At 67.9% G+C, this 19,937-nt stretch carries 17 protein-coding genes and 1 pseudogene; 8 read left to right on the top strand and 10 right to left on the bottom strand.

All coding sequences use genetic code 11. The annotated features are described in order from the left end of the window. Positions 1 to 161: 161 nt before the first annotated feature. Positions 162 to 803 carry a DUF4142 domain-containing protein gene (locus WJ35_RS24560; RefSeq protein ID WP_059696220.1) on the top strand — a complete coding sequence of 214 codons (642 nt, stop codon included), beginning with the start codon at positions 162 to 164 and terminating at the stop codon, positions 801 to 803. A gap of 15 nt (positions 804 to 818) precedes the next feature. On the opposite strand, the gene WJ35_RS24565 is transcribed toward WJ35_RS24560, so the two are convergent. Both WJ35_RS24565 and WJ35_RS24570 read right to left on the bottom strand, forming a co-directional pair. Continuing rightward, on the bottom strand, positions 819 to 1,325 hold the full coding sequence (locus tag WJ35_RS24565) for a PRC-barrel domain-containing protein (RefSeq protein WP_069240206.1): 507 nt from the start codon (positions 1,323 to 1,325) through the stop codon (positions 819 to 821). Positions 1,326 to 1,372: 47 nt separating this feature from the next. After that, positions 1,373 to 1,804 carry a CBS domain-containing protein gene (locus tag WJ35_RS24570; RefSeq protein ID WP_011882196.1) on the bottom strand — a complete coding sequence of 144 codons (432 nt, stop codon included), beginning with the start codon at positions 1,802 to 1,804 and terminating at the stop codon, positions 1,373 to 1,375. A 1,302-nt stretch (positions 1,805 to 3,106) separates the two neighbouring features. On the opposite strand from WJ35_RS24570, the gene WJ35_RS24575 reads away from it, so the two are divergent. The 4 genes from WJ35_RS24575 (at position 3,107) to WJ35_RS24590 (ending at position 8,649) form a co-directional block, all read left to right on the top strand. Next, a complete protein-coding gene (locus WJ35_RS24575; RefSeq protein ID WP_011882199.1) occupies positions 3,107 to 3,418 on the top strand; it encodes a hypothetical protein in 312 nt (103 codons plus the stop codon). Positions 3,419 to 3,639: 221 nt separating this feature from the next. Further along, complete coding sequence (locus WJ35_RS24580; RefSeq protein WP_069240207.1) at positions 3,640 to 4,518, top strand: MipA/OmpV family protein; 879 nt, start codon at positions 3,640 to 3,642, stop codon at positions 4,516 to 4,518. A 109-nt stretch (positions 4,519 to 4,627) separates the two neighbouring features. Next, on the top strand, positions 4,628 to 6,352 hold the full coding sequence (locus WJ35_RS24585; RefSeq protein WP_069240208.1) for a VRR-NUC domain-containing protein: 1,725 nt from the start codon (positions 4,628 to 4,630) through the stop codon (positions 6,350 to 6,352). After that, positions 6,349 to 8,649 carry an ATP-dependent DNA helicase gene (locus tag WJ35_RS24590; protein ID WP_060238498.1) on the top strand — a complete coding sequence of 767 codons (2,301 nt, stop codon included), beginning with the start codon at positions 6,349 to 6,351 and terminating at the stop codon, positions 8,647 to 8,649. The genes WJ35_RS24585 and WJ35_RS24590 overlap by 4 nt, the downstream gene beginning before the upstream one ends. A 16-nt stretch (positions 8,650 to 8,665) precedes the next feature. Here the strand turns inward: WJ35_RS24590 and WJ35_RS30730 are convergent. The 3 genes and pseudogenes from WJ35_RS30730 to shiA form a co-directional block, all read right to left on the bottom strand. Beyond that, positions 8,666 to 9,433 (bottom strand): annotated as a pseudogene (locus tag WJ35_RS30730) (IclR family transcriptional regulator domain-containing protein); the annotation flags it as partial. Positions 9,434 to 9,458: 25 nt separating this feature from the next. Beyond that, a complete protein-coding gene (locus WJ35_RS24595; RefSeq protein WP_060238468.1) occupies positions 9,459 to 10,760 on the bottom strand; it encodes a UDP-N-acetylglucosamine 1-carboxyvinyltransferase in 1,302 nt (433 codons plus the stop codon). Between the two features lie 188 nt (positions 10,761 to 10,948). After that, entirely contained in the window at positions 10,949 to 12,256 is a 1,308-nt protein-coding gene (gene shiA, locus WJ35_RS24600; RefSeq protein WP_060238472.1) for a shikimate transporter, read from the bottom strand. A 360-nt stretch (positions 12,257 to 12,616) separates the two neighbouring features. On the opposite strand from shiA, the gene WJ35_RS24605 reads away from it, so the two are divergent. Continuing rightward, complete coding sequence (locus WJ35_RS24605) at positions 12,617 to 13,744, top strand: 4-hydroxyphenylpyruvate dioxygenase family protein (RefSeq protein ID WP_069240209.1); 1,128 nt, start codon at positions 12,617 to 12,619, stop codon at positions 13,742 to 13,744. Positions 13,745 to 14,052: 308 nt separating this feature from the next. On the opposite strand, the gene WJ35_RS24610 is transcribed toward WJ35_RS24605, so the two are convergent. The 3 genes from WJ35_RS24610 to WJ35_RS24620 form a co-directional block, all read right to left on the bottom strand. After that, positions 14,053 to 15,384, bottom strand: a complete 1,332-nt coding sequence (locus WJ35_RS24610) for a type II toxin-antitoxin system HipA family toxin (protein ID WP_069240210.1) — start codon at positions 15,382 to 15,384, stop codon at positions 14,053 to 14,055. Between the two features lie 2 nt (positions 15,385 to 15,386). Beyond that, positions 15,387 to 15,803: a helix-turn-helix domain-containing protein gene (locus WJ35_RS24615; protein ID WP_046426541.1), complete on the bottom strand. Its 417-nt coding sequence runs from the start codon at positions 15,801 to 15,803 to the stop codon at positions 15,387 to 15,389. 282 nt (positions 15,804 to 16,085) lie between these two features. Next, complete coding sequence (locus WJ35_RS24620; protein WP_014724893.1) at positions 16,086 to 16,976, bottom strand: LysR substrate-binding domain-containing protein; 891 nt, start codon at positions 16,974 to 16,976, stop codon at positions 16,086 to 16,088. Between the two features lie 158 nt (positions 16,977 to 17,134). On the opposite strand from WJ35_RS24620, the gene WJ35_RS24625 reads away from it, so the two are divergent. Further along, positions 17,135 to 17,635 carry a lipocalin-like domain-containing protein gene (locus tag WJ35_RS24625; RefSeq protein ID WP_034193539.1) on the top strand — a complete coding sequence of 167 codons (501 nt, stop codon included), beginning with the start codon at positions 17,135 to 17,137 and terminating at the stop codon, positions 17,633 to 17,635. Between the two features lie 427 nt (positions 17,636 to 18,062). Continuing rightward, positions 18,063 to 19,046 (top strand): HTH-type transcriptional regulator ArgP, encoded by a 984-nt coding sequence (locus WJ35_RS24630; RefSeq protein WP_014724891.1) that lies wholly within the window; start codon positions 18,063 to 18,065, stop codon positions 19,044 to 19,046. Here the strand turns inward: WJ35_RS24630 and ssuE are convergent. Then, positions 19,036 to 19,629 carry an NADPH-dependent FMN reductase gene (gene ssuE / locus WJ35_RS24635; protein WP_011882212.1) on the bottom strand — a complete coding sequence of 198 codons (594 nt, stop codon included), beginning with the start codon at positions 19,627 to 19,629 and terminating at the stop codon, positions 19,036 to 19,038. The genes WJ35_RS24630 and ssuE overlap by 11 nt on opposite strands. Positions 19,630 to 19,642: 13 nt before the next feature. Beyond that, positions 19,643 to 19,924, bottom strand: coding sequence for a 2Fe-2S iron-sulfur cluster-binding protein (locus WJ35_RS24640; protein ID WP_011882213.1), 282 nt, complete (start codon positions 19,922 to 19,924; stop codon positions 19,643 to 19,645). Between the last annotated feature and the right edge of the window lie 13 nt (positions 19,925 to 19,937).

Below are 19,937 nucleotides of genomic sequence, written 5' to 3' on the forward strand. Positions count from 1 at the left end.
TGCGTGAGAGACGCCGACGGCGCTCTGGAAGCAGCGTTCCGGACGAGCGCCGTGTGACGGGGCTGCAACCGTTCCGAGTTCGCGCTGCGCCGCTGCGCCGCATACGCCCGCAGCCGTCGCGATTTTCGCGCGCCGATCGACCGACGAATACGGAGACGCCGATGAAGACGAGCACGAACCATCACGGCAACAGAGGCCACCGCAGGGCGTCCCCTCGCATCCCGCTGCTGCTGTCGATACCGACGGCGCTTGCACTGGCCGCCACCTCGGCGCTCCCGCAGCCGCCCCCGGCATCCTCGGTGCGCGTTGCCCCTGGCGTCGTGCGCCCGGGCGAGACGCCCGACGAGGCGGACATGACACGACGGCCCACCGGTTTCGATGCGGAGTTCGTCGACAAGGCCGGCATCGTCGGCAAGACCGAGGTGGAGGCGAGCCAGCTCGCGCTCGAGCGCTCGTCGAATCCGCAATTGAAGGCGTTCGCGCGCAGAATCGTCGACGACTACGGCCGCATGACGGCCGAACTGCGCCGGCTCGGCGCACGTAAAGGCGTGCCCGTGCAGACGCGCATGCTGGTCGACCCGGCGCTCACTGCGCTGCGCACCGAAACGGGCGTGGCGTTCGACAAAGGCTATCTGTCGGTCGCCGGGCCGACGGCGCAGGAGGCGGCGGTGAAGCTCTACGAAGCCGAACGTCGCGACGGCCGCGACGCGCAGCTTCGCGCGTTCGCGGCCGATGCGCTGCCCACCCTCAACGAACACCTTCGCGCGGCGCGCGAGCTTGCACGGTCCGTTGCGGCGCGTTAGGCCGCCACCTCCATCTCATTGCCGCTTGGTCGTCGCGTCATTCTCCGGGCCGCCGGGCGACGCCTCGTAAGGCGGCGAATCGAGCGCCGTTTCGCCTTCCTCGATCAGCCAGTAGGGCGACGCGCCGTAGTACGCATGCAGCGCCTCGGCCCACGCCGGATCGGCCATCGCTGGCCAGCGATCCTTGTCGAAGCCCGGCGCCTCGCGCACGCGCTCGGTCGGCACCGGCAACACGAAGCAGCGACGCGCCGCATCGAGCGTCAGCACGTTCCACGGCAGCGCGAGCAGCTTGTCGCCGATGCCGAGAAAGCCGCCCGACGACACGACCGCATACGCGATCCGGCCGGCGCGCACATCGAGCATGATGTGCGTGACCTTGCCGATGTCGTCGCCGTCGATGGTCAGCACGTGATCGTCTTCCAGCGTGCCGGCGGCCATCACGTCCGGCCCCGGCCCGCCCGTCGAGCGGCCGTCATCGCCGACGATCCCTGCATGCGCGCGTGGCGCCCGGTCGGTTGTCATCGCTGTTCTCCTGGTCGAAACGATAGGGGGTGCCTGGGTAGCCGCCATCACCGCCGGCGCGGCAGCGACACGTCCTCGAGCGTGTTGGCCAGCTCGTCGCGCGCCGGGCCGCCGGCGCGCGTCGCGATGTCGCCGAGCGACACGATGCCGACCACGCGGCGCTGGCCGTCGAGGACCGGCATCCGGTGCAACTGCACGTCGGCCATGCGCTGCTGGACGTCGCCGACGCCGTCGTCCTCGATGCACCATTGCACCGGCGCCGACGCGACGGCCTTCACCGGCGTGTCGGGCGAATGGCCATGCGACAGCGCGCGTATGGCGAGGTCGCGGTCGGTCACGATCGCGACCAGTTCGCCGCCTTCGCATACGGGCAGCACGCCGATGTCGAAGCGCTGCATCAGTTCGGCCGCATGGCGGATCGTGTCGTTCGGCGCGACGCAGACGACGTCGCGCGACATGATCTCGTTGACGCGATACATGGACGCCTCCTTTTTCAGAGCAAGATGAGCGCGGAGCAGGATGCGTGCCGCGCGCGGTTCACTCGCGGCCGGCGAACGGGTCGCGCGGTGCGACAAATTTGCCAGCGCGCTTGTACATCTTCCACGGCTGCTGCCGCGGCCGGCTCGACGAGCAGTGCGTCAGTGTCCGACGCCCGTCATCACGACGATGGCGAACACCAGCGCGCTCTCGACGGCCGCGAGCGCCGCGACGCCCGCGGCGCCGCTGACCTCGTGCCATGCACGTTCCATGCGTTTCATCTGTCTGCTCCGGTCGGTCCGGCCCGGCGCAGCGTGGCCGCGCAGCCTGGGCCGGGTGCCGCCGTCAGCCGTGATCGCGGCGGCGGTGTCAGGACATCCGGCGCGCGTGGTTCGCGCGGAGCCGGAAGGGTGTCGCGGCGTCGATCGCGCTCGCACCGCCGAGGGCGGGTTGGGCGCTGTCAGGGAGCCTTGCATCGATCGGTTCGTCGATATGGACTTCCCGGCACGGCCGTCGCAACACGCTGATGCGGAGACGGAAAGGAGCGGCGGCCGCTGACACGGCATCGCGGCCGCCAGCCCGAGTGATCGAACCTCCGGGATCGAAGGGCGCAACGACCGTACCTGTATACGGCGCGCGGGATGTCGCTTATCGCGACGTCACGCATGCGGACGCGGCAATACATCGCGATCCGCCAAGGGACAAAGAAAGGAAAACGCCGACGAATAAGCCGCTGCGAGGCGACGGTACGCGGTGATTTCTGCACGTGGCGCGAGCGTTTCGACGCAAGGAAGCTCGCCCCGCGCATCTATCGAGTTCAATGGAACGTACGAGCGCTGCGTGGGACGGCACCTTCTGCGCGAAGCCGCGCTGCGCGCGCTCATCGCTTGTCGCCGCGAACGCGCGCAGCGCACGGCCCACGTCGCAAGCCCTGCGCTCCGCAGCAACCCGCCGCAGCGGCTCACCAACCGATACCACCTCGCGCCGCCCGCATCGCCCGCCGCAAAAAACACGACCACCAAGGCCCAGCAGGCACGCTGTTTGCGCACGCTCGCCGCGCCAATCGACACGCGCGACCCGCCGCGCAGGAGCCACATGAACAGCCGATCCTTGCTGCACCGTCCGGAACCCACGCCCGACCTCGATCCCGATCCAGCGCTGCCGGAGCACGACGATCCGGTGGACCCGCCCGTGCCGGCCGGCCCGCCGCAAGGCGACCCGCCGTCGCGGCCGCCGCCGGTACGGATGCCGGGCGGGGGCGGCGCACCGCAGCCGGCCGCGCGCTCACTGAGAGGAGGACCATCATGGACATTCACGTGCAATCGCCGGACAAGCGCGCGATCGCCCAGGTGCTGGGCCGCTATTTCGAGTCGCGTTCGCTGCGCTATCACATCGAGGAACTGCCGGGCGGTGTGCTGCAGATCGGCTTTCGCGCAAGCGGCCGGCCGGCTGCCGTCACGGTGTCGTTCGACGAGTCGGCTTACGACACGTATACGCACTGGGACGCCAGCCAGAAGCAGCTCGCGCTCGGCCGGCTCGCCGACGGCTTCTCGCGCATGATGTCCACGCGCAGCACGGCCGCGCTCGCCGGCGACTATCACGTCGAGCGTTTCTGATTCAGCCATTCAGCCCCGGCTTGCGCCGGATCCCGGCAAAGCGCCCCGGCTCAACGGGCGCTTTGCGACTTTGCGCGCGTCGCGTAGGATATTTGCTGTTAAGCGCACGCTACGTTCGCACGGCCCGCTGCCGGCGGCCTTGGCCGGCAGCGCGCGACGCGCTTTGATCAGAGTTCATCTTGATTCGAGTTCGATACGCATACCCGACGGAGATTGCCCCGATGACCGTTGCCCGCCCGTTGCTGTCACCCGGCATGCGCCGGCTGGTGTTCGGCCTGTCCGCCTTCACTGCGCTGACCGCGGTCGGCGCGCGCGACGCGGCGGCCCAGACGCCGTCGCCGCTCGGCGAGTGGCAATATTCGGCGGGCGTTCCGCTGCGGAAGATCTTCAGCCCCACGATCCCGACGTGGCAGGTGAGCGTCGGCGCCGGGATGACGCTGGAGCCGCGCTACGCGGGCGCCGATCGCTATCATGTGCTCGGCGGGCCGAACGTCGACGTGCGCTATCGCGACCTGTTCTTCCTGTCGACCGGCGAGGGCATCGGCGCGAACGTGCTGCGCGGCCCCAACTGGCGCGTCAGCCTGTCGGTGGGCTACGACCTCGGGCGCCGCACCGCCGACGACCTCGACCACCTGCGCGGCTTCGACAACATCAACCCGGCGCCGGTGCTCAAGCTGTCGGCCGATTACGTGATCTCGAAGGACTTTCCGCTCGTGCTGCGCGCGGACGTGCGGCGCAGCGTCGGCGGCTCGAACGGCTGGGTCGGCGACCTGTCCGCGTACATGCCGATGCCCGGCAGCAACGAGCACTTCTTCTGGTTCGCCGGGCCGACCGTCTCGTTTGCCGACGCGCGCTACATGAACAGCTGGTTCGGCGTCAGCGATGCGGCCGCGGCGCGTTCCGGGCTGCCGCGCTATTCGTCGGGAGCGGGAATCCGGTCGGTCGGCGTGGGCGTGACGATGGTCTGGTTCGTGAACAAGCACTGGTTCCTGACGATGGACGGTGCGCTCGAGCAGCTCGTCGGGCGTGCGGCGCACAGCCCGGTCACGCAGCAGACGACGAACGGCGTGCTCGATCTGTCGGTCAACTACCAGTTCTGATTGCCTCGGCACGCCGCGGCGCGCATGTGACGCACCCGCGCGCGCCTGCGGCATCCGGCGTCACGGTGATATGATTCCGACCTGTACAAACGTACAGTGATCGATCGCCGTGACACCCGCTTCGCCGACGCCCCCGGCGTTTTACTACCTGACCAATTTCGAACGTGCGCTGGCCTGGCTCGGCGAGCGCTACGACGACGTGCTTGACGACAGTGAACGGGCATTCCTGCACGCCTTCCCGTCGCTGCCGCAGGCGTCGCGCGCGCTGCTCGTGCGGATGCTGATGCGCAACGGCCCGGATTTCCGCGCGAGCAAGCTCGCCTACGACGAGATCGGCTGTCCGCTCGCGGCGGCCGCACCGCTCGTCGCGGCCGGCTGGGTCGATCCGGCGCCGGCGCTGACGCTCGATGAAATCTTTGCGTTGTGCACCAAGGCGGAACTGCTGCGGATGTTTCCGGCGCTCGGCGCCCACGCGGGCGAGCGCAAGAGCGAATGGCTCGACCGGCTGCGGCCCGCGCACGACTTGGCCCAGCCGTTTGACGTGTGGTTTTCTGGGGCCGGCCATCCGGGGGCCGGCCAACCGCCGCGCGCCGACCACGTGCTGCGGGTGACCGTCGGCGCGCTGTGCGACCGGCTGCGGCTGATGTTCTTCGGCAATCTCCATCAGGACTGGAGCGAATTCGTGCTCGCCGATCTCGGCGTGTTCCAGTACGAAAGCGTGCCGTTCGCGCCGTCCTCGCGCGCGTTCCAGCGGCGCGGCGACGTCGACGCGTATCTCGCGCTGCACGCGTGCCGCGATGCGCTCGACGCGTGGCCCGACGACGCGCCGCTCGAAGCGCTCGTCGACGCAATCGGCACGGTCGCCTGCGGGCAGCCGTGGCTCGAGACGCGCCGCGCGAAGCTGCTGTTCGCGGTAGGCCAGGCCGGCGAACGCCGCGGCGCATGGCCGCTCGCGCTCGACGCGTATGCGCGCAGCGCGTGGCCCGGCAGCCGCCACCGGCGAATCCGCGTGCTGGAGCGCAGCGGATGCGACGACGACGCGCTCGCGCTGGCCCTCGATGCGCGCGCCGCATTCGAAAGCGACGAGGAGCGCCAGCGCGTCGAACGGATGCTGCCGCGCCTGCAGCGCCGTGCCGGCCGCGCGGCCGAACGCGCGCCGGCCGCGCCGGACGTGCCGCGCGACACGCTGGTGCTGGCGCGCCCCGACACGTTCGTCAGCGTCGAATACGCGGTGCGCGACCATTTCGCGCAACCCGGCGCGCCGGTCCATTACGTCGAAAACACGCTGATCAACTCGCTGTTCGGGCTGCTGTGCTGGGAGCCCGTGTTCGCTGCCGTGCCGGGCGCGTTCTTCCACCCGTTCCAGCGCGGGCCGGCCGACCTGCATGCGCCCGATTTCGCCGCGCGCCGCGCGGACGCGTTCGCCGCGTGCTTCGCGCAGCTCGATTCCGGCGCGTACCGGGAAACGATCCGCCGCCATTTCGCGACGAAGCTGGGCCTGCAGTCGCCGTTCGTGTTCTGGGGCGTGCTGAGCCCGGAATTGCTCGACGAAGCGCTCGCGTGCCTGCCGCCCGCGCACCTGCGGCTCTGGTTCGCGCGCCTGCTCGCCGACATCCGCAGCAACCGCTCGGGGCTGCCTGATCTCGTCCGTTTCTGGCCCGCCGAACGGCGCTACGAGCTGATCGAGGTGAAGGGGCCCGGCGACCGCCTGCAGGACAACCAGACGCGCTGGCTCGGCTTCTGCATCGGCCACGGGATGCCGGTGCGCGTCGTCGACGTCGAATGGGCGGGCGACGTCGTGGCGCCCACCGCCGCCGCGGGGCACTGCGCATGACCTACGTCGTCGCGGTGCGGGCGATGTGCGAGTTCACCGCGCGGCGCGGCGATCTCGATCTGCGCTTCACGCCCGCGCCGACCGCGCTCGAAGGCATCGCGGGGCACGGCGCGGTGACGTCGCGCCGCGGCGCCCGCTACGAGACCGAGATTCCGCTGACGGGCACGTGGGGGACGCTGACCGTGCGCGGCCGCGCTGACGGCTACGATCCGGCGGCGAACCGCCTCGAGGAAATCAAGACTTACCGCGGCAACCTCGATGCGATGCCCGCCAATCATCGCGCGCTGCACTGGGCGCAGGCGAAGGTGTACGCGCACCTGCTGTGCGACGCGCGCGAACTGCCGGAAATCACGGTCGCGCTCGTGTATTTCGACATCGTGTCCGAGCGCGAGACCATGCTGAGCGAGACGCTGGCGGCCGACGCGCTCGCGGCGTTCTTCGCCGAGCAGTGCGCGTGCTTCGTCGGCTGGGCCGAACGCGAAACCGCGCACCGTGCCGCGCGCGACGCGGCGCTGCGCGCGCTGCAGTTTCCGCACGGGCAGTTCCGCAGCGGGCAGCGCGAGCTGGCGGTCGCCGTCTATCGCGCGGCGCGCGACGAACGCTGCCTGATCGCGCAGGCGCCGACCGGCATCGGCAAGACGCTCGGCACGGTGTTTCCGCTGCTGAAGGCGTGCGGCGAGGATCAGCTCGACCGCGTGTTCTTCCTGACCGCGAAGACGCCGGGCCGCGCGCTCGCGCTCGACGCGGCCTCGACGCTCGGCGCCGGCACGCCGGCGCTGCCGTTGCGCGTGCTGGAGCTCGTCGCGCGCGACAAGGCGTGCGAGCACCCGGACAACGCGTGCCACGGCGAATCGTGCCCGCTCGCGCGCGGCTTCTACGACCGGCTCGCCGCCGCGCGCGACGCGGCGATCGGCAACGGGCTGCTCGACCGCGAAACGGTGCGCGCGGCCGCGCTCGCCAACGACGTCTGCCCGTACTACCTCGCGCAGGAACTGGCACGCTGGTCGGACATGGTGGTCGGCGACTACAACTACTACTACGACGGCAGCGCGATGCTGCACGCGCTTGCGCAGCAGAACCAGTGGCGGATCGGCGTGCTCGTCGACGAAGCGCACAACCTGCTCGACCGCGCGCGCAAGATGTACAGCGGATCGCTCGACCCGTTCGCGTTCGCAGCCGCGCGCGACGCGGCGCCGGCCGCGCTGCGCAAGGCGTTCGAGCGGCTCGGCCGAGCCTGGGGCGCGCTGAATCGCGCGCAGCAGACGCGCTATGCGGCGCATCCCGACATCCCCGGTCCGCTCGTGTCGGCCGTGCAGAACCTCGTCGCGGCGATCGGCGAGCATCTGGCCGACGCGCCGCGCGCGAACGACGACGCGTTGCTGCGGTTTCATTTCGATGCGATCCAGTTCGGCGCGCTGGCGGATGCGTTCGACGATGCGTCGATCTTCGACGTCACGCTGCACGGCGAGCCGACGCCGCGGCAGCCGGGGCTCGACGGCGTGGCGCCGGCCGGCCGGCGGCGCCGTGCGCAATCGACGTTGTGCGTGCGCAACGTGGTCCCGGCCGGCTTTCTCGCGCCGCGCTTCTCGGCGGCCCGCGCGACCGTGCTGTTTTCCGGGACGCTGCGCCCGTTCCATTTTTATCGAGACACGCTCGGGCTGCCCGCCGACACCGGCTGGCTCGACGTCGACGGCCCGTTCCGCGCCGAGCAGCTGACCGTGCGCGTCGCGAGCCACGTGTCGACGCGCTGGCGCGACCGCGACCGGTCGCTCGTGCCGATCGCCGACCTGATCGCCGCGCAATACGCGGCGCGCCCCGGCAACTACCTGAGCTTCCTGAGCAGTTTCGATTACCTGCAGCGCGTCGTCGCGCTGATGCAGGAGCGTCATCCGGACGTGCCCGTCTGGGCGCAGGCGCCCGGCATGGCCGAAGCCGAACGCGACGCGTTCCTCGCTCGCTTCGACGCGGGCGGGCGCGGCGTCGGCTTCGCAGTGCTGGGCGGGGCGTTCTCGGAAGGGGTGGATCTGGCGGGCGAACGGCTGATCGGCGCGTTCATCGCGACGCTCGGCCTGCCGCAAGTCAATGACGTCAACGAGCAGATGCGCCGCGCGATGGACGCGCGCTTCGGCAACGGCTACGACTACATCTACCTGTATCCGGGGCTGCAGAAGGTCGTGCAGGCGGCCGGGCGGGTGATCCGCACCGAGCAGGACGAGGGCGTCGTGCACCTGATCGACGACCGCTATCGGCGGCGCGAGGTGCGGGACCTGCTGCCGCGCTGGTGGCGGATCGGCTGAGCGGCGCTCGGCTCCAGAGGACGTTCAGCATCGCGAGCGCGGTTTCCTGCAGCGGCGGCAGCACGCGGCGCACGGCCGCTTCGGTCGTTTCGGCGCCGATCGGCATGTTGGTGCTCAGCGCGGCGACGACTTCGCCGTGACGGTTCTTCAGCGGCACCGCGATCCCGCGCACGCCGACCTGCAACTGCTGCTCGATCACCGCGAAGCCGTCGTCGCGCGCGCGGTCGATTTGTTCGAGCAGGCGCGCGTTGTTGGTGATCGTATGCGGCGTGAACGGCGGCAGCTCGGCGCCGTCGAGCCACGCGCGGACCGCGTCACGATCCGGATGATGCGCGAGCAGCACGACGCCCGGCGACGTCAGCGGCGCCGGCACGCGCGCGCCGAGCACGAAGCCGGTCGTCATCACGCGCGACACGCCGTTTCGCGCGATGAACACCAGCTCCCACTCGTCGAGCACGCTCACGTACGCGGATTCGTTCAGCGTCGCGCTCAACTGCTGCAGATACGGCTGGACGGTGCGCGGCAGCCGCGCCGAATCGAAGTACGACCAGCCGACCCGCAGCACGCGGGGTGTCAGGCCGTACAGCTTGCCGTCGGTATAGACGTAGCCGAGCGATTCGAGCGTCAGCAGGTAACGCCGCGCGGCGGTGCGCGTGAGACCGGTGCGGGCGGCGGCCTGGGTCGGCGTCATGCGCGCATGCCGGCTGTCGAACGCCTCGAGGATCATCAGGCCCTTCTCCAGGCCGGCGATCCAGTCGCGCTTGTCGAGGTCGGCCTTGTTCATGTCGCGCGGCGCCGCACGGCTTGCATCACTCGCTGCTCGTCCACTCGACGTTCGCGCCGACCGAACGCAGGTTCTCGACGAAATGCGGATGCGCGCGGCGGATCGGCAGCGCGTTCATGATTTCCGAGCGGCCCTCGATGCTCGCGGCGACCATCAGCAGCGCGATCGCGACGCGGATGATGTACGGGCTCTCGACGCGTGCCGGCGTGAGCTTCAGCCCGCCGAACGTGATCAGCCGGTGCGGATCGGACAGCAGCACGTGCGCGCCGAACTTCGACAGTTCGCCCGACCAGCCGAGCGCGCCGTCGTACACCTTGTTCCAGAACATCGCGCTGCCCTCGGCGCGCACGCCGAGCGCGATGAAGATCGGCAGCAGGTCGACCGGCAGGTACGGCCACGGCGCGGCTTCGATCTTGGTCAGGATGTTCTGCGTGAACGGCCGGCGCACGCGCAGCGGGCCGTCGCGCTCCGCGCGCGACCAGCCGTCCTGATGCGTGACTTGCACGCCGAACTTCGCGAACGTGCGGTCGATCAGCGGGAAATGCTCGGGCACCGAGTTGCGCACGGCGATGTCGCCGCCCGTGATCGCGCCGAGCGCGAGGAACGTCGCGATTTCGTGGAAATCCTCGGCGAAGCGGAATTCACCGCCGCCGAGCCTGGCGCCGCCGGTCACGCAGAGCCGCGACGTGCCGATGCCTTCGATTCCGACGCCGAGCATCGCGAGGAACTGCGAAAACTCCTGCACATGCGGTTCGGACGCGGCATTCATCAGCGTCGACGTGCCGGCCGCGGCGGTCGCGCACAGCGCGAAGTTCTCGGTGGTCGTCACCGACGCGTAGTCGAGCCAGTGGTCGTTGGCCTTCAGCGGGCCGTCCGAGCGCACGATCAGCGAGTCGGGCGTGCGTTCGATCTGCGCGCCGAAGCGTTCGAACACCTCGACGTGCGGATCGATCTCGCGCACGCCGAGCGTGCAGCCCTTCACGTCGTTCTCGAGGCGCGCGACGCCGAAGCGCGCGAGCAGCGGCGGGATCAGCATGATCGACGAGCGCATCGCCTCGGGCAGCCGGTGGACGGCCGGATCGAACGTCGTGTTGCGGTGATGGAGCTCGAGGATGCCGGTGTCGAAATCGACCGACACGTCGCTGCCGAGCGTGCGGAAGATGTCGAGGATCTTGCGCACGTCGGTGATGTCGGGCACGCCGACGAGCCGCAGCGGCTGGTCGGTGAGCAGGGTGGCGCACAGGATCGGCAGGACGGCGTTCTTGTTCGCGGACGGCTGGATGTCGCCGCGCAGCGGTGTGCCGCCGTGAACGATGAGATTCGACATGATATGGGGGTAGATCGGTGACTGGCGTAGCCCCATATGATGCCATCGCTCGGGATGCCGGTGGAAAGTGCAAGCGGGAAAAGGGGAAATCGGGGCAGCGCTTGACAGTGTTTGATGATGCGCGGCGCAGCTCGCACGTGCCCGACGCTTGCGCGCGGCCGGCCGTCGCAGCGGCCGGCCGTGGACAGTCAGCCCGCCGCCCGCATTCGCGCGGCGACGATCAGCGAGATCAGGCAGCCCGCCGCGAGGTAGCCGGCGACGAGGTGCCACGAGCCGCCCGCGAGGCTCACGAGCCCGACTGCGATGAACGGCGTGAAGCCGCCGCCGACCACGCTTGCGAACTGATAGCCGACGCCCGCGCCGCTATAGCGGTATTCGGCGCCGAACAACTCGGTGAAGAGCGGTTGCTGGACGCTCACGACCATGTCGTGCGCGGCGTTCGCGAGCAGGATCGAGAAAATCACGATCCACGCGATCGAACGCGCTTCGAGCGCGACGAAGAACGGCACCGCGGACGCGAGGCCGATCAGCGCGCCGACCAGGTAGATGCGGCGCAGGCCGAAGCGGTCGGCGAGCCACGCGAAGCACGGGATCGTCACGCAGCTCACCGCGCCGACCAGCAGGCCGATGTTCAGGAACAGGTCGCGCGACATGCCGAGATTGGTCGTCGAATAGCTGAGCGCGAACGCGGTGACGATATACATCGTGAACAGTTCGGCGAGACGCAGCGCGACGATCAGCAGGAACGCCTTCGGATGGCGCGTCAGCGCTTCGAGCACCGGCAGGCGGACCTTGCGGTTCGCGTGCTCGACCTTCTCGACGAACTCCTGCGACTCGTCCATGCTCTTGCGCACCCACAGGCCGATCAGCACCAGCACGATGCTGAACACGAACGGCAGGCGCCAGCCCCACGACTTGAACGCCGCCTCGCCGAGCGTGTGGCTCAGGATCGACACGACGCCCGTCGCCAGCACGAGGCCGACGCCGTAGCCGACCTGCACGCCGCTGCTGTAGAACGCCTTCTTTTTCTGCGGCGCGCTCTCGACGGCCATCAGCGCCGCGCCGCCCCATTCGCCGCCGACGGCGAAGCCCTGGACCGCGCGCATCAGCACCAGCAGCACGGGCGCCCACCAGCCGATCGTCGCGAAGGTCGGCAACAGGCCGATCGCGACGGTCGACAGGCCCATCATCATCACCGTCAGCACGAGCATCCGCTTGCGGCCGAGCCGGTCGCCGTAGTGGCCGAACACGACGCCGCCGAGCGGCCGGAACAGGAAGCCGACGCCGAACGTCGCGAACGCCGCGAGGGTGCCCATCGTGGGGCTGACCTTCGGGAAGAACTCGGAATTGAACACGAGCGCGGCGACGATCCCGTACAGCAGGAAGTCGTACCAGTCGACGACGGCGCCGACGAAGCTGCCGAGCGCCGCCTTGCGGGCCTGGCTGCGCGCCCTGACGGTGCTTGCGGTGTCGACGGTGTCAAAGGCTGGGGTCATGGCGGAGTCTCCTGGCACGGCGCATCATGGAATCGTGGCGGCGCCGCGTCCGATGCTGCATTGAAGGTGTTGGGTGAACGGAGCATAGGGCGCGCATCGCGGCGCGGCAATTGGCCAAACGGCCAAAATGCGCGATTATCGTTCAAGTCCGTACGTTAATCGCACGATTTTCGGGTTTGCACTAGGCGGATGCCGTGCAGTCCGTTCGGCCAAGGTGCGCCGTCGTGAACGGTTTGGTTAAAATCTGCGCCATTGAAGACATCGCGCGGAACAGTCGCAGGCCCGGACGCCGCGCACGCCGGGCCGCGCTACGGGCCCGGCGCAACACATCATCGACCCCGCTTGCTTTCGGAGACTGGAATGCCTGGCACTCATCCCCCCCTGACCAGCGATACGCCGCCTGTCGAGAACCCGGCCGCCAATCCGCTCGGGATGGCCGGGCTGGAATTCGTCGAATTCGCGGCGCCGGTGCCGGACGCGCTGGCACAACGCTTCGAGCAGCTCGGGTTCAAGGCGATCGCCCGGCACGTCAGCAAGGCCGTTACGCTGTACCGGCAAGGCCGGATGAATTTCCTGATCAATGCGGAGCCCGATTCGTTCGCCGCGCGCTACGCGGAGGAGTACGGAATGGGCGTGTGCGCGATCGGCCTGCGCGTCGCCAACGCGCGGCGCGCGTTCGAGCGGGCGATCACGCTCGGCGCTTGGGCGTTCGAAGGCGAGCGGGTTGGCGTCGGCGAGCTGAAGATTCCGGCGATCCAGGGCATCGGCGACTCGCATCTGTACTTCGTCGACCGCTGGCGCGGCCGGGACGGCCAGCGCGGCGGCGTCGGCGACATCTCGATCTTCGACATCGACTTTCGGCCGATCGACGTCGCCACCGCGCATACCGATCTCGATTTCGCCGGCACCGGGCTGCAGCAGGTCGACCACTTCACGCAGACGGTCGGTGCGGGGCGCATGCAGGAATGGCTGGATTTCTATCACGACCTGCTGCATTTCCGCGAAATCCATGAAATCGACCCGCACTGGCACGTGTCCGAGGAATCGCGCGTGATGGTGTCGCCGTGCGGCGCGCTGCGGATTCCGGTGTACGAGGAAGGCACGCGGCGCACCGAGCTGATGCACGCCTACCTGCCGGACCATCCGGGCGAGGGTGTGCAGCACGTCGCGCTCGCGACCGACGACATCCTGTCGTGCGTCGACGCGCTGCGCGCGAACGGCGTCGAGTTCATCGAGCCGCCCGCACGCTACTACGACACGGTCGACGCGCGGCTGCCGGGGCACCGTCTCGATCTCGACGCACTGCGGCGCCGCGCGGTGCTCGTCGACGGTGAAATCGGCGACGACGGCGTGCCGCAGCTGTTCTTTCAGACGTTCGTCAAGCGGCGGCCGGGCGAGATCTTCTTCGAGATCGTCCAGCGGCAGGGGCACCACGGGTTCGGGGAAGGAAACCTCGCCGCGCTGGCGCGCGCCCGCGACGCCGGCTGAGCGGTACGGCGGATTGCTTAGGCGCGGCCGCCGCAAGCAGGGCGGCAGCCGCGGCGGTGCTTTCAGGGAGCGGCGGACGCGAGTACGCGGCGGCATGCCGCTTCGCGCCGTTTGCGCATTGCATTGATCAGGCGCCAGTCGTGCGGTTGCGCAGTAGCGGCCGTGGTCCCGATCGCCGCTCGGCCGAGCGCAGGATCGAGTACGACGGGCTCCGTGCCGGGCACGCAGCTGCATGAGCACGGCGGCGACCATCGTGCGGACCACGGGTGCGGACGTATTCTGCGCACGCTGCGTGGTGTGCAGGCGGCCTAGTCGGCCGCCTGCAGCTTGCGCGCCTGAGCGCGCATCCCGTCGAAGATCGCGTCGGCCACATCCATCGGGAAATCCGCCGGAATGTGCGACGCGACGTCGGCGATCACCGCTTCCGTGCGTGCCGCCACGTCGGCCATGGCTGCGCGCACGTCGTCCTCGGTCAGCCCGACGCGGCTGCCTTGCGCGATCCAGTGACGCGGCCGGATGTCGCCGATCACGTAATGACGATTCTTCCCGCACACGGCCATCGCGAGCCGTGCGCGCCGCGGCGACAGCTGGTTGCGGCGCGTCCCGATGATCGGATGCGCGGACAACACGTCATACAGCGGCGTGCTGCGATACGTGTTCCCCGGCAAGTGCGCGATGCTGAAGTTCTTCGCGTGGCCGTCGATGGCCGCGAGTACCCAGAACACCAGCTGCGTGACGAAGAAGTTCATCCGGTCCTGCGCGGCGGCGGAATTCGCGAGGATGCCCATGATCGCCGCGATGCCCGGACCGCCGTCGGATTCGTATTTCATGCCCGACGGCGTGCCGGTAGCCTGGCACATGTCCTCTTGCGGCAGCCGCAGGATCCATGTGCGGTTGCGGGACGGTCTGCGATCGAAGCGCTCGACCACCAGCGCCTTCTGATCGTCGAACCGGCCGATGTCGCAGGCGGCCACCGGCAAGCCGTAAGCGGCGACGATCTTCGAGCACAGCCATTCATTTTCGACCGACGTCCGCATGTCGGCCTGCATGTTGCCGACGCGGCCCAGCGGCAGCTTGAAGATATGAGTGGTGGGCGTGCTGCCCGACGGCAGCATCCAGCGGTTGCCTTGACGCAGCAGCGCGGTCTTTTCCTGCGCGCCGGCGATCGACAGGCGCAATTCGCCGCCCGATTCGGCATGGCCCGGCAGCGGTGCGGCGGTCGCGTCGCGCAGTACGCCGGCCACGGCCGCTTCGTCGAGCACCGTGCCGTCGATCGATTCGAGGTCCAGCGGCGTCTCGCCGGGCGGCAGCAATTGCAGCGCGCCGACGCAGTCACGGCCGATCGACGCGAGCAGTTCGAACGGCGCCGTGGACGCCAGCCGATAACGCTGCGCGATGCGGCGGCGGATCGGCTGGCTGTCGGGCAGCAGGTTGTCGAAGTAGTCGGCGACGGTCGCGCCCTGATGCGGCTGGTTGCCCGGCGTGAATGGCAGCGACAGGGACAACGGCCGGCCCTGCGGATCGTCGATCCAGGTTGGCAGGTAGACGAGGCGTTCGACGCCGCGTCGAATTTCCCAGTAACCGACCGGAATGCCGTTCATCCATAGGTCGAGGCGGTCGTGGCGGGGGCGGCGAACCATCGTCACCAGTCCTCGCGGCCGGCGTCACGCGCTTTGCGCGGTGCGGCCGCGGCAGGCTGCTTGCGCGTGGCCGCACGCGTGGCTTTCGCGGCGGCCGGCGCCGGGGCGGGCTGAGCGGACCGGTTTGACGAGCCGGACGAGCGCCGCCCAGACGGCGGCGATGTCGGCTCGGGCGCGGACGCGGAAGGTGCGGGCGCCGCAGCGTCGCCGGGCTCGAGCGTCACGCGCACGCCGAGCACATTCAGCACCTTGAAAAGCCGTTCCATGCTGACTGCCGAGGGATTGGCCTCGAGCTGCGCGTACGACTGCTGCGTGACGCCGAGGCGGGCCGCGAGTTGCGCCTGCGTGAGCCCAGCTGCCTTTCGGAAGCCGACGAGGATCGGGCGCAATTGGGGCAAGGTCTGGACAGGGAATGCCATGGGCTCTCCGCGGAATGACAGGCGATCGCTTGTAATGGGTAAATACAGTCTATCGAATGTATTTGCAAGATACAAATCGTAGCCTGTATTCGGCGAAAACAAGCGATAGGCTGTTGGGGAGTCGCTGGGGCGGAGCGTGGAACGGGGCTGCTGCGCGCCTTATGGGCGGTGGTTGCAGTCGCGGTGCGACAGGTTGTTGGTGCCGCGCCGCGACTGAGCCGCTTCATGACATGACCTACTGGTCCAAGTGGCACGGTTTTGTGGGCTAGGGTTGCGATCGCGCTACGCGGCACGTCGTGCATCGGCAAGATTCGCGATCAGATTGTCGACCACGACGCGCTTCAGACTGACGAGCGCCGCCGACGCGTCGAGATCGCCCGAGTGGATGCACAGCTCGACCGACGGCAGCGGCGGCAGGCCGTCCCGTTCGCCCAGCCGGCGTAGCGTCGGCGGGACGCCGGCCATCGTCCTCAGCGTGATCCCCAGCCCGCCCGCGACGCCCGCCCACAGGCTTTGCAGGCTGCCTGTCGTATAGGCAAGTCGCCACGGGATACCTGCGTTGTCCAGCGCGCTCGTGCCGGCCTTGCGGAACATGCAGGGCGACTTGTACAGCGCAAGATCGAGCGGCTTGCCGGATGGCGGACGGATGTCGAGGCCGGCCGGCCCGATCCACGCCATCGGCAGGGTGATCAGGTGCTCGGCGTCGGCACGGCTTTCGGCACCCATCGCGAGCACGACGTCAAGTTCGCCTGCGTCGAGCCGCTCGAGCAATTGTCCGTTGCGTTCGACCACGATTTCCACGCGCACCGCAGGATGTGTGCGTTTGAACTGGCCGAGCGCGGTGGGCAGCCACGATTCGGCGAAGTCTCCGGGCAGACCAAAGCGAACCGCGCCTTCGATCGCCGAGCCGCGGATCGCTTGCACGGCCTCGTCATTCAATTCCAGGATGCGGCGTGCATACGACAACATCAGATCACCCGCCTCCGTCGGGACGAGGCCGCGCCCCTGGCGACGAAATAGCGGCTGGCCGATCTGCGTTTCGAGCTTGCGCATCTGCTGGCTGACCGCGGATTGCGAGCGGCCGATCCGGTCCGCGGCGCGATTGAGGCTGCCGAGCCGGTCGGCAGCGAGCAGTGTGCGCAGCGCGTCCATGTCGAGATTAGGAACGGTCATGATGTCGTTTCTCTTATGGGTCCGTTTCGAATTATCGTATTTATCGCACATTTTCGCAGCTACCATCAACTCGACCATCTCCCCCGACCGGGATGGATGCGGATTCCGTTGCCGATATAGGCGGTGTGTCTTTCAAATCTTTCATCTAAGGAGTGACCATGAACATCGGTTCGATACTCAGACAAGGTATCCCTGGCTTGCTACTGGCCGCATCGATCATTCCGGCCGGCGCGTCCGCTGCGCCGTCGCTCGCAGGTACCTGGACACTCGTCGCCGCCGACGTTCAACATCCCGATGGGACGCGTGGCCGCGACTATGGTGCCGATCCGAAGGGCTTGCTGTTGATCGACACGAGCGGAAATTATTCGCTGCAGATCTTCAAATCGGAACGGCCGCGCTTTTCGTCGAATGACAAAAGCAAGGGCACGCCCGACGAGTATCGAGATGCAGTGCTGGGATCAAGCACGCATTACGGTTCAATCACGATCGATCCGGCAGAGGGCACGCTGACGTTTCACATCAAAAACTCGTCGTTCCCGAATTGGGTAGGACAGGAACAGAAAAGGAATTACGAATTGAAAGGGAATGAATTGAGTTATCGCGTAACGCCGCGACCGAATGGCGATGTGCCGATTTCCGTCTGGCGGCGCGTGGATTGAGCATTGTTTCCAATTAAAGCGGAAATCGGTTGTCGTGCGATTGAAACATCTTCATTCTGGATATAACCTGCTTTGGCATTAGCCTTCGAGCGAGCTGTTAAAACTGCCAGTGAATACGATTTTTAAAAAGACGTAAGATGGGCTCCGTGACTTGAAATTATGCAGGTTACTCATCAAATAAATATTCTTAATCCCATTTGAGGTTGGCTTACCGCCTCCTTGTCGAATCGCCGGAGATCGTCCTCGGTAAACGGAGAGTCCGCTGGATTAATCCCCGGCATGACGGGTCGTCGTGCCGCATCGCGGCGAAACGGCAAGTGCGCGGTACTCAACCCCTCTTCGTGCGCGATACGAGAGGGCAATCCTTCGTCCCGCGCGCGCTGTTGAGCGGACGGATCACTTGCTTGAAGTTTGGTAGGGGATTTCAGTGCTAGATCGACAACAACTCGAAGCTTTTGCCGTCGTCGTCGAAACGAGGAGTTTCGAGCGTGCGGCGGAACGGCTGAATATTACGAGGGCCGCCATCTCGCAACGCATCAAGGCGCTGGAGGATGCATTGGCGGCGGCCCTGCTGGTCCGCAGCAAGCCGCTGGCACTGACGCCGGTGGGCGAAGTTCTGTTCAAGCACACCACGGCGGTGCGTCTGCTCGAAGCCGATACGTTCAGCCAGATCGACCGTCGTGGCAATCGGGGCGGCATGCAACTCGCGGTCGGCGTCGATGCGTATTCAATCGATGCATGGTTCGGCCGGGTCGCGCACCGGATTATCGAGCGCAACGTGCTCGAACTGGAAGTCGTTGTCGACGATGCGGACCCGGCCTTTCCGGCGCTGGCGCGTGGTGAAATCATCGGCAGCGTGTCGACGGTGTCGAGGCCAGTCCAGGGCTGCATTGCCGTACCGCTCGGCGCAATGATCTATCGATGTGTCGCGAGTTCGGCCTTCATCGAGCGCCATTTCGAGAAAGGCTTCAATCTCCACGCTGCATCGTTGGCTCCGGCGGTCGAGGTCGGCAGACGCACGGCGCTGCTCGAACGGTATTTCGAGGCGGCATTCGGCGTGAGCGTCGGCCGCTATCGAAGAAACTTGCTGCCGTCGATCGCGTCGCAGCTCAAGACGATCCAGTCCGGCCTGGGATACGGCATGCTGCCGGAGCAGACGGTGCTGCCGTTTCTCGAAGACGGCCGGCTCGTCGACGTGCGACACGACATGCCGCTTCCTGTGCCGTTGTACTGGCATCGATGGCGCGCGGCCCCCCCGGTCTGCGAGACGCTGTCCGAGGAACTGGTCAATCGCGCGCGCGAGGTTCTGGCCGCGGACGACCGCGAGCGAGTCGGGATGAGCGAGCACGTGCATGAAGCGGTAACACCGGCTCGCATGTGCGAATCCGTCGACTGCGCCGCTACGGGTTGACGGCTATCTCCGTTCGTTCGCTCGCCGCGAGAGTGCCGAGACGGGTAAGCGCCGCACGTTCGTCGAGCACGTGCATCAGCGATTCCACCGCGCCGTGCAAGCGCTGCGCGAGCGGCGCTGCGATCCGGTATTCGCCGTCGACGCGCGCGATGTCGGCTTCGGTGGCGAACACGTTGTCGAGCACGTGCCGCGCGCCGAGCGCGGTGAGCACCGGTTTGAGTGCATAGTCGAGTGCAAGCAGATGGGCGAGACTGCCGCCGGTCGCGAACGGCAGCACCGGCTTGTTTGCGAAAGCCGCCTGCGGCAGCAGGTCGAGGAAGGCCTTGAATAAACCGGAATAGGACGCTTTGTAGAGCGGCGTCGCGACGATGACGGCGGCCGCGTGCTGCACGGCCTCGAGCGCCGCCTGAATGGCGGGATCGTTCCAGTCGGCATGAAGCAGAGCACCAGCCGGCAGATGCCGGATGTCGATGCACTGCACCCGGTGGCCGCGCGCAGTCAGCCGCTCCGACGCAATGCGGAGGAGGTGCCGACTGCGCGACGGCTCGGTGGGACTGCCCGACAGCATCACGATATCGAACATGGCGATCAAGACCTCAACACTGTCGAATCGTTACGTCGCCGCGCAGCCGGCACTGGCATGCAAGACGCTTGTCGCCGTGGTCGTGACCGAGCCATTCGAGAAACGTGCTTTCCTTGTCTTCGGGATGCGAAAGATTGTCCATGCCCGCCAGTACCTCGATCACGCAAATGCCGCACATTCCCGCGCGGCATCCGAAGGTCAGTCCGCCCAGTTGAAGCTCCGCCGCGTCCGACAGATACGCGTCGTGCGGCAGCGCGAACGATTCGCCGGTCGTGCTGATGATGACTGTATGCATGTCCGCTCCGTCG

It is taken from the genome of Burkholderia ubonensis (assembly GCF_001718695.1).
Classification (GTDB): Bacteria; Pseudomonadota; Gammaproteobacteria; order Burkholderiales; family Burkholderiaceae; genus Burkholderia; species Burkholderia ubonensis_B.

Bases quoted from the DNA above. Each gene is read 5' to 3' on its own strand.
- WJ35_RS24560 (WP_059696220.1), top strand. From the start codon at position 162: ATGAAGACGAGCACGAACCATCACGGCAACAGAGGCCACCGCAGGGCG.
- WJ35_RS24565 (WP_069240206.1), bottom strand. From the start codon at position 1,325: ATGACAACCGACCGGGCGCCACGCGCGCATGCAGGGATCGTCGGCGAT.
- WJ35_RS24570 (WP_011882196.1), bottom strand. From the start codon at position 1,804: ATGTATCGCGTCAACGAGATCATGTCGCGCGACGTCGTCTGCGTCGCG.
- WJ35_RS24575 (WP_011882199.1), top strand. From the start codon at position 3,107: ATGGACATTCACGTGCAATCGCCGGACAAGCGCGCGATCGCCCAGGTG.
- WJ35_RS24580 (WP_069240207.1), top strand. From the start codon at position 3,640: ATGACCGTTGCCCGCCCGTTGCTGTCACCCGGCATGCGCCGGCTGGTG.
- WJ35_RS24590 (WP_060238498.1), top strand. From the start codon at position 6,349: ATGACCTACGTCGTCGCGGTGCGGGCGATGTGCGAGTTCACCGCGCGG.
- WJ35_RS24595 (WP_060238468.1), bottom strand. From the start codon at position 10,760: ATGTCGAATCTCATCGTTCACGGCGGCACACCGCTGCGCGGCGACATC.
- shiA (WP_060238472.1), bottom strand. From the start codon at position 12,256: ATGACCCCAGCCTTTGACACCGTCGACACCGCAAGCACCGTCAGGGCG.
- WJ35_RS24605 (WP_069240209.1), top strand. From the start codon at position 12,617: ATGCCTGGCACTCATCCCCCCCTGACCAGCGATACGCCGCCTGTCGAG.
- WJ35_RS24610 (WP_069240210.1), bottom strand. From the start codon at position 15,384: ATGGTTCGCCGCCCCCGCCACGACCGCCTCGACCTATGGATGAACGGC.
- WJ35_RS24615 (WP_046426541.1), bottom strand. From the start codon at position 15,803: ATGGCATTCCCTGTCCAGACCTTGCCCCAATTGCGCCCGATCCTCGTC.
- WJ35_RS24620 (WP_014724893.1), bottom strand. From the start codon at position 16,976: ATGACCGTTCCTAATCTCGACATGGACGCGCTGCGCACACTGCTCGCT.
- WJ35_RS24625 (WP_034193539.1), top strand. From the start codon at position 17,135: ATGAACATCGGTTCGATACTCAGACAAGGTATCCCTGGCTTGCTACTG.
- ssuE (WP_011882212.1), bottom strand. From the start codon at position 19,629: ATGTTCGATATCGTGATGCTGTCGGGCAGTCCCACCGAGCCGTCGCGC.
- WJ35_RS24640 (WP_011882213.1), bottom strand. From the start codon at position 19,924: ATGCATACAGTCATCATCAGCACGACCGGCGAATCGTTCGCGCTGCCG.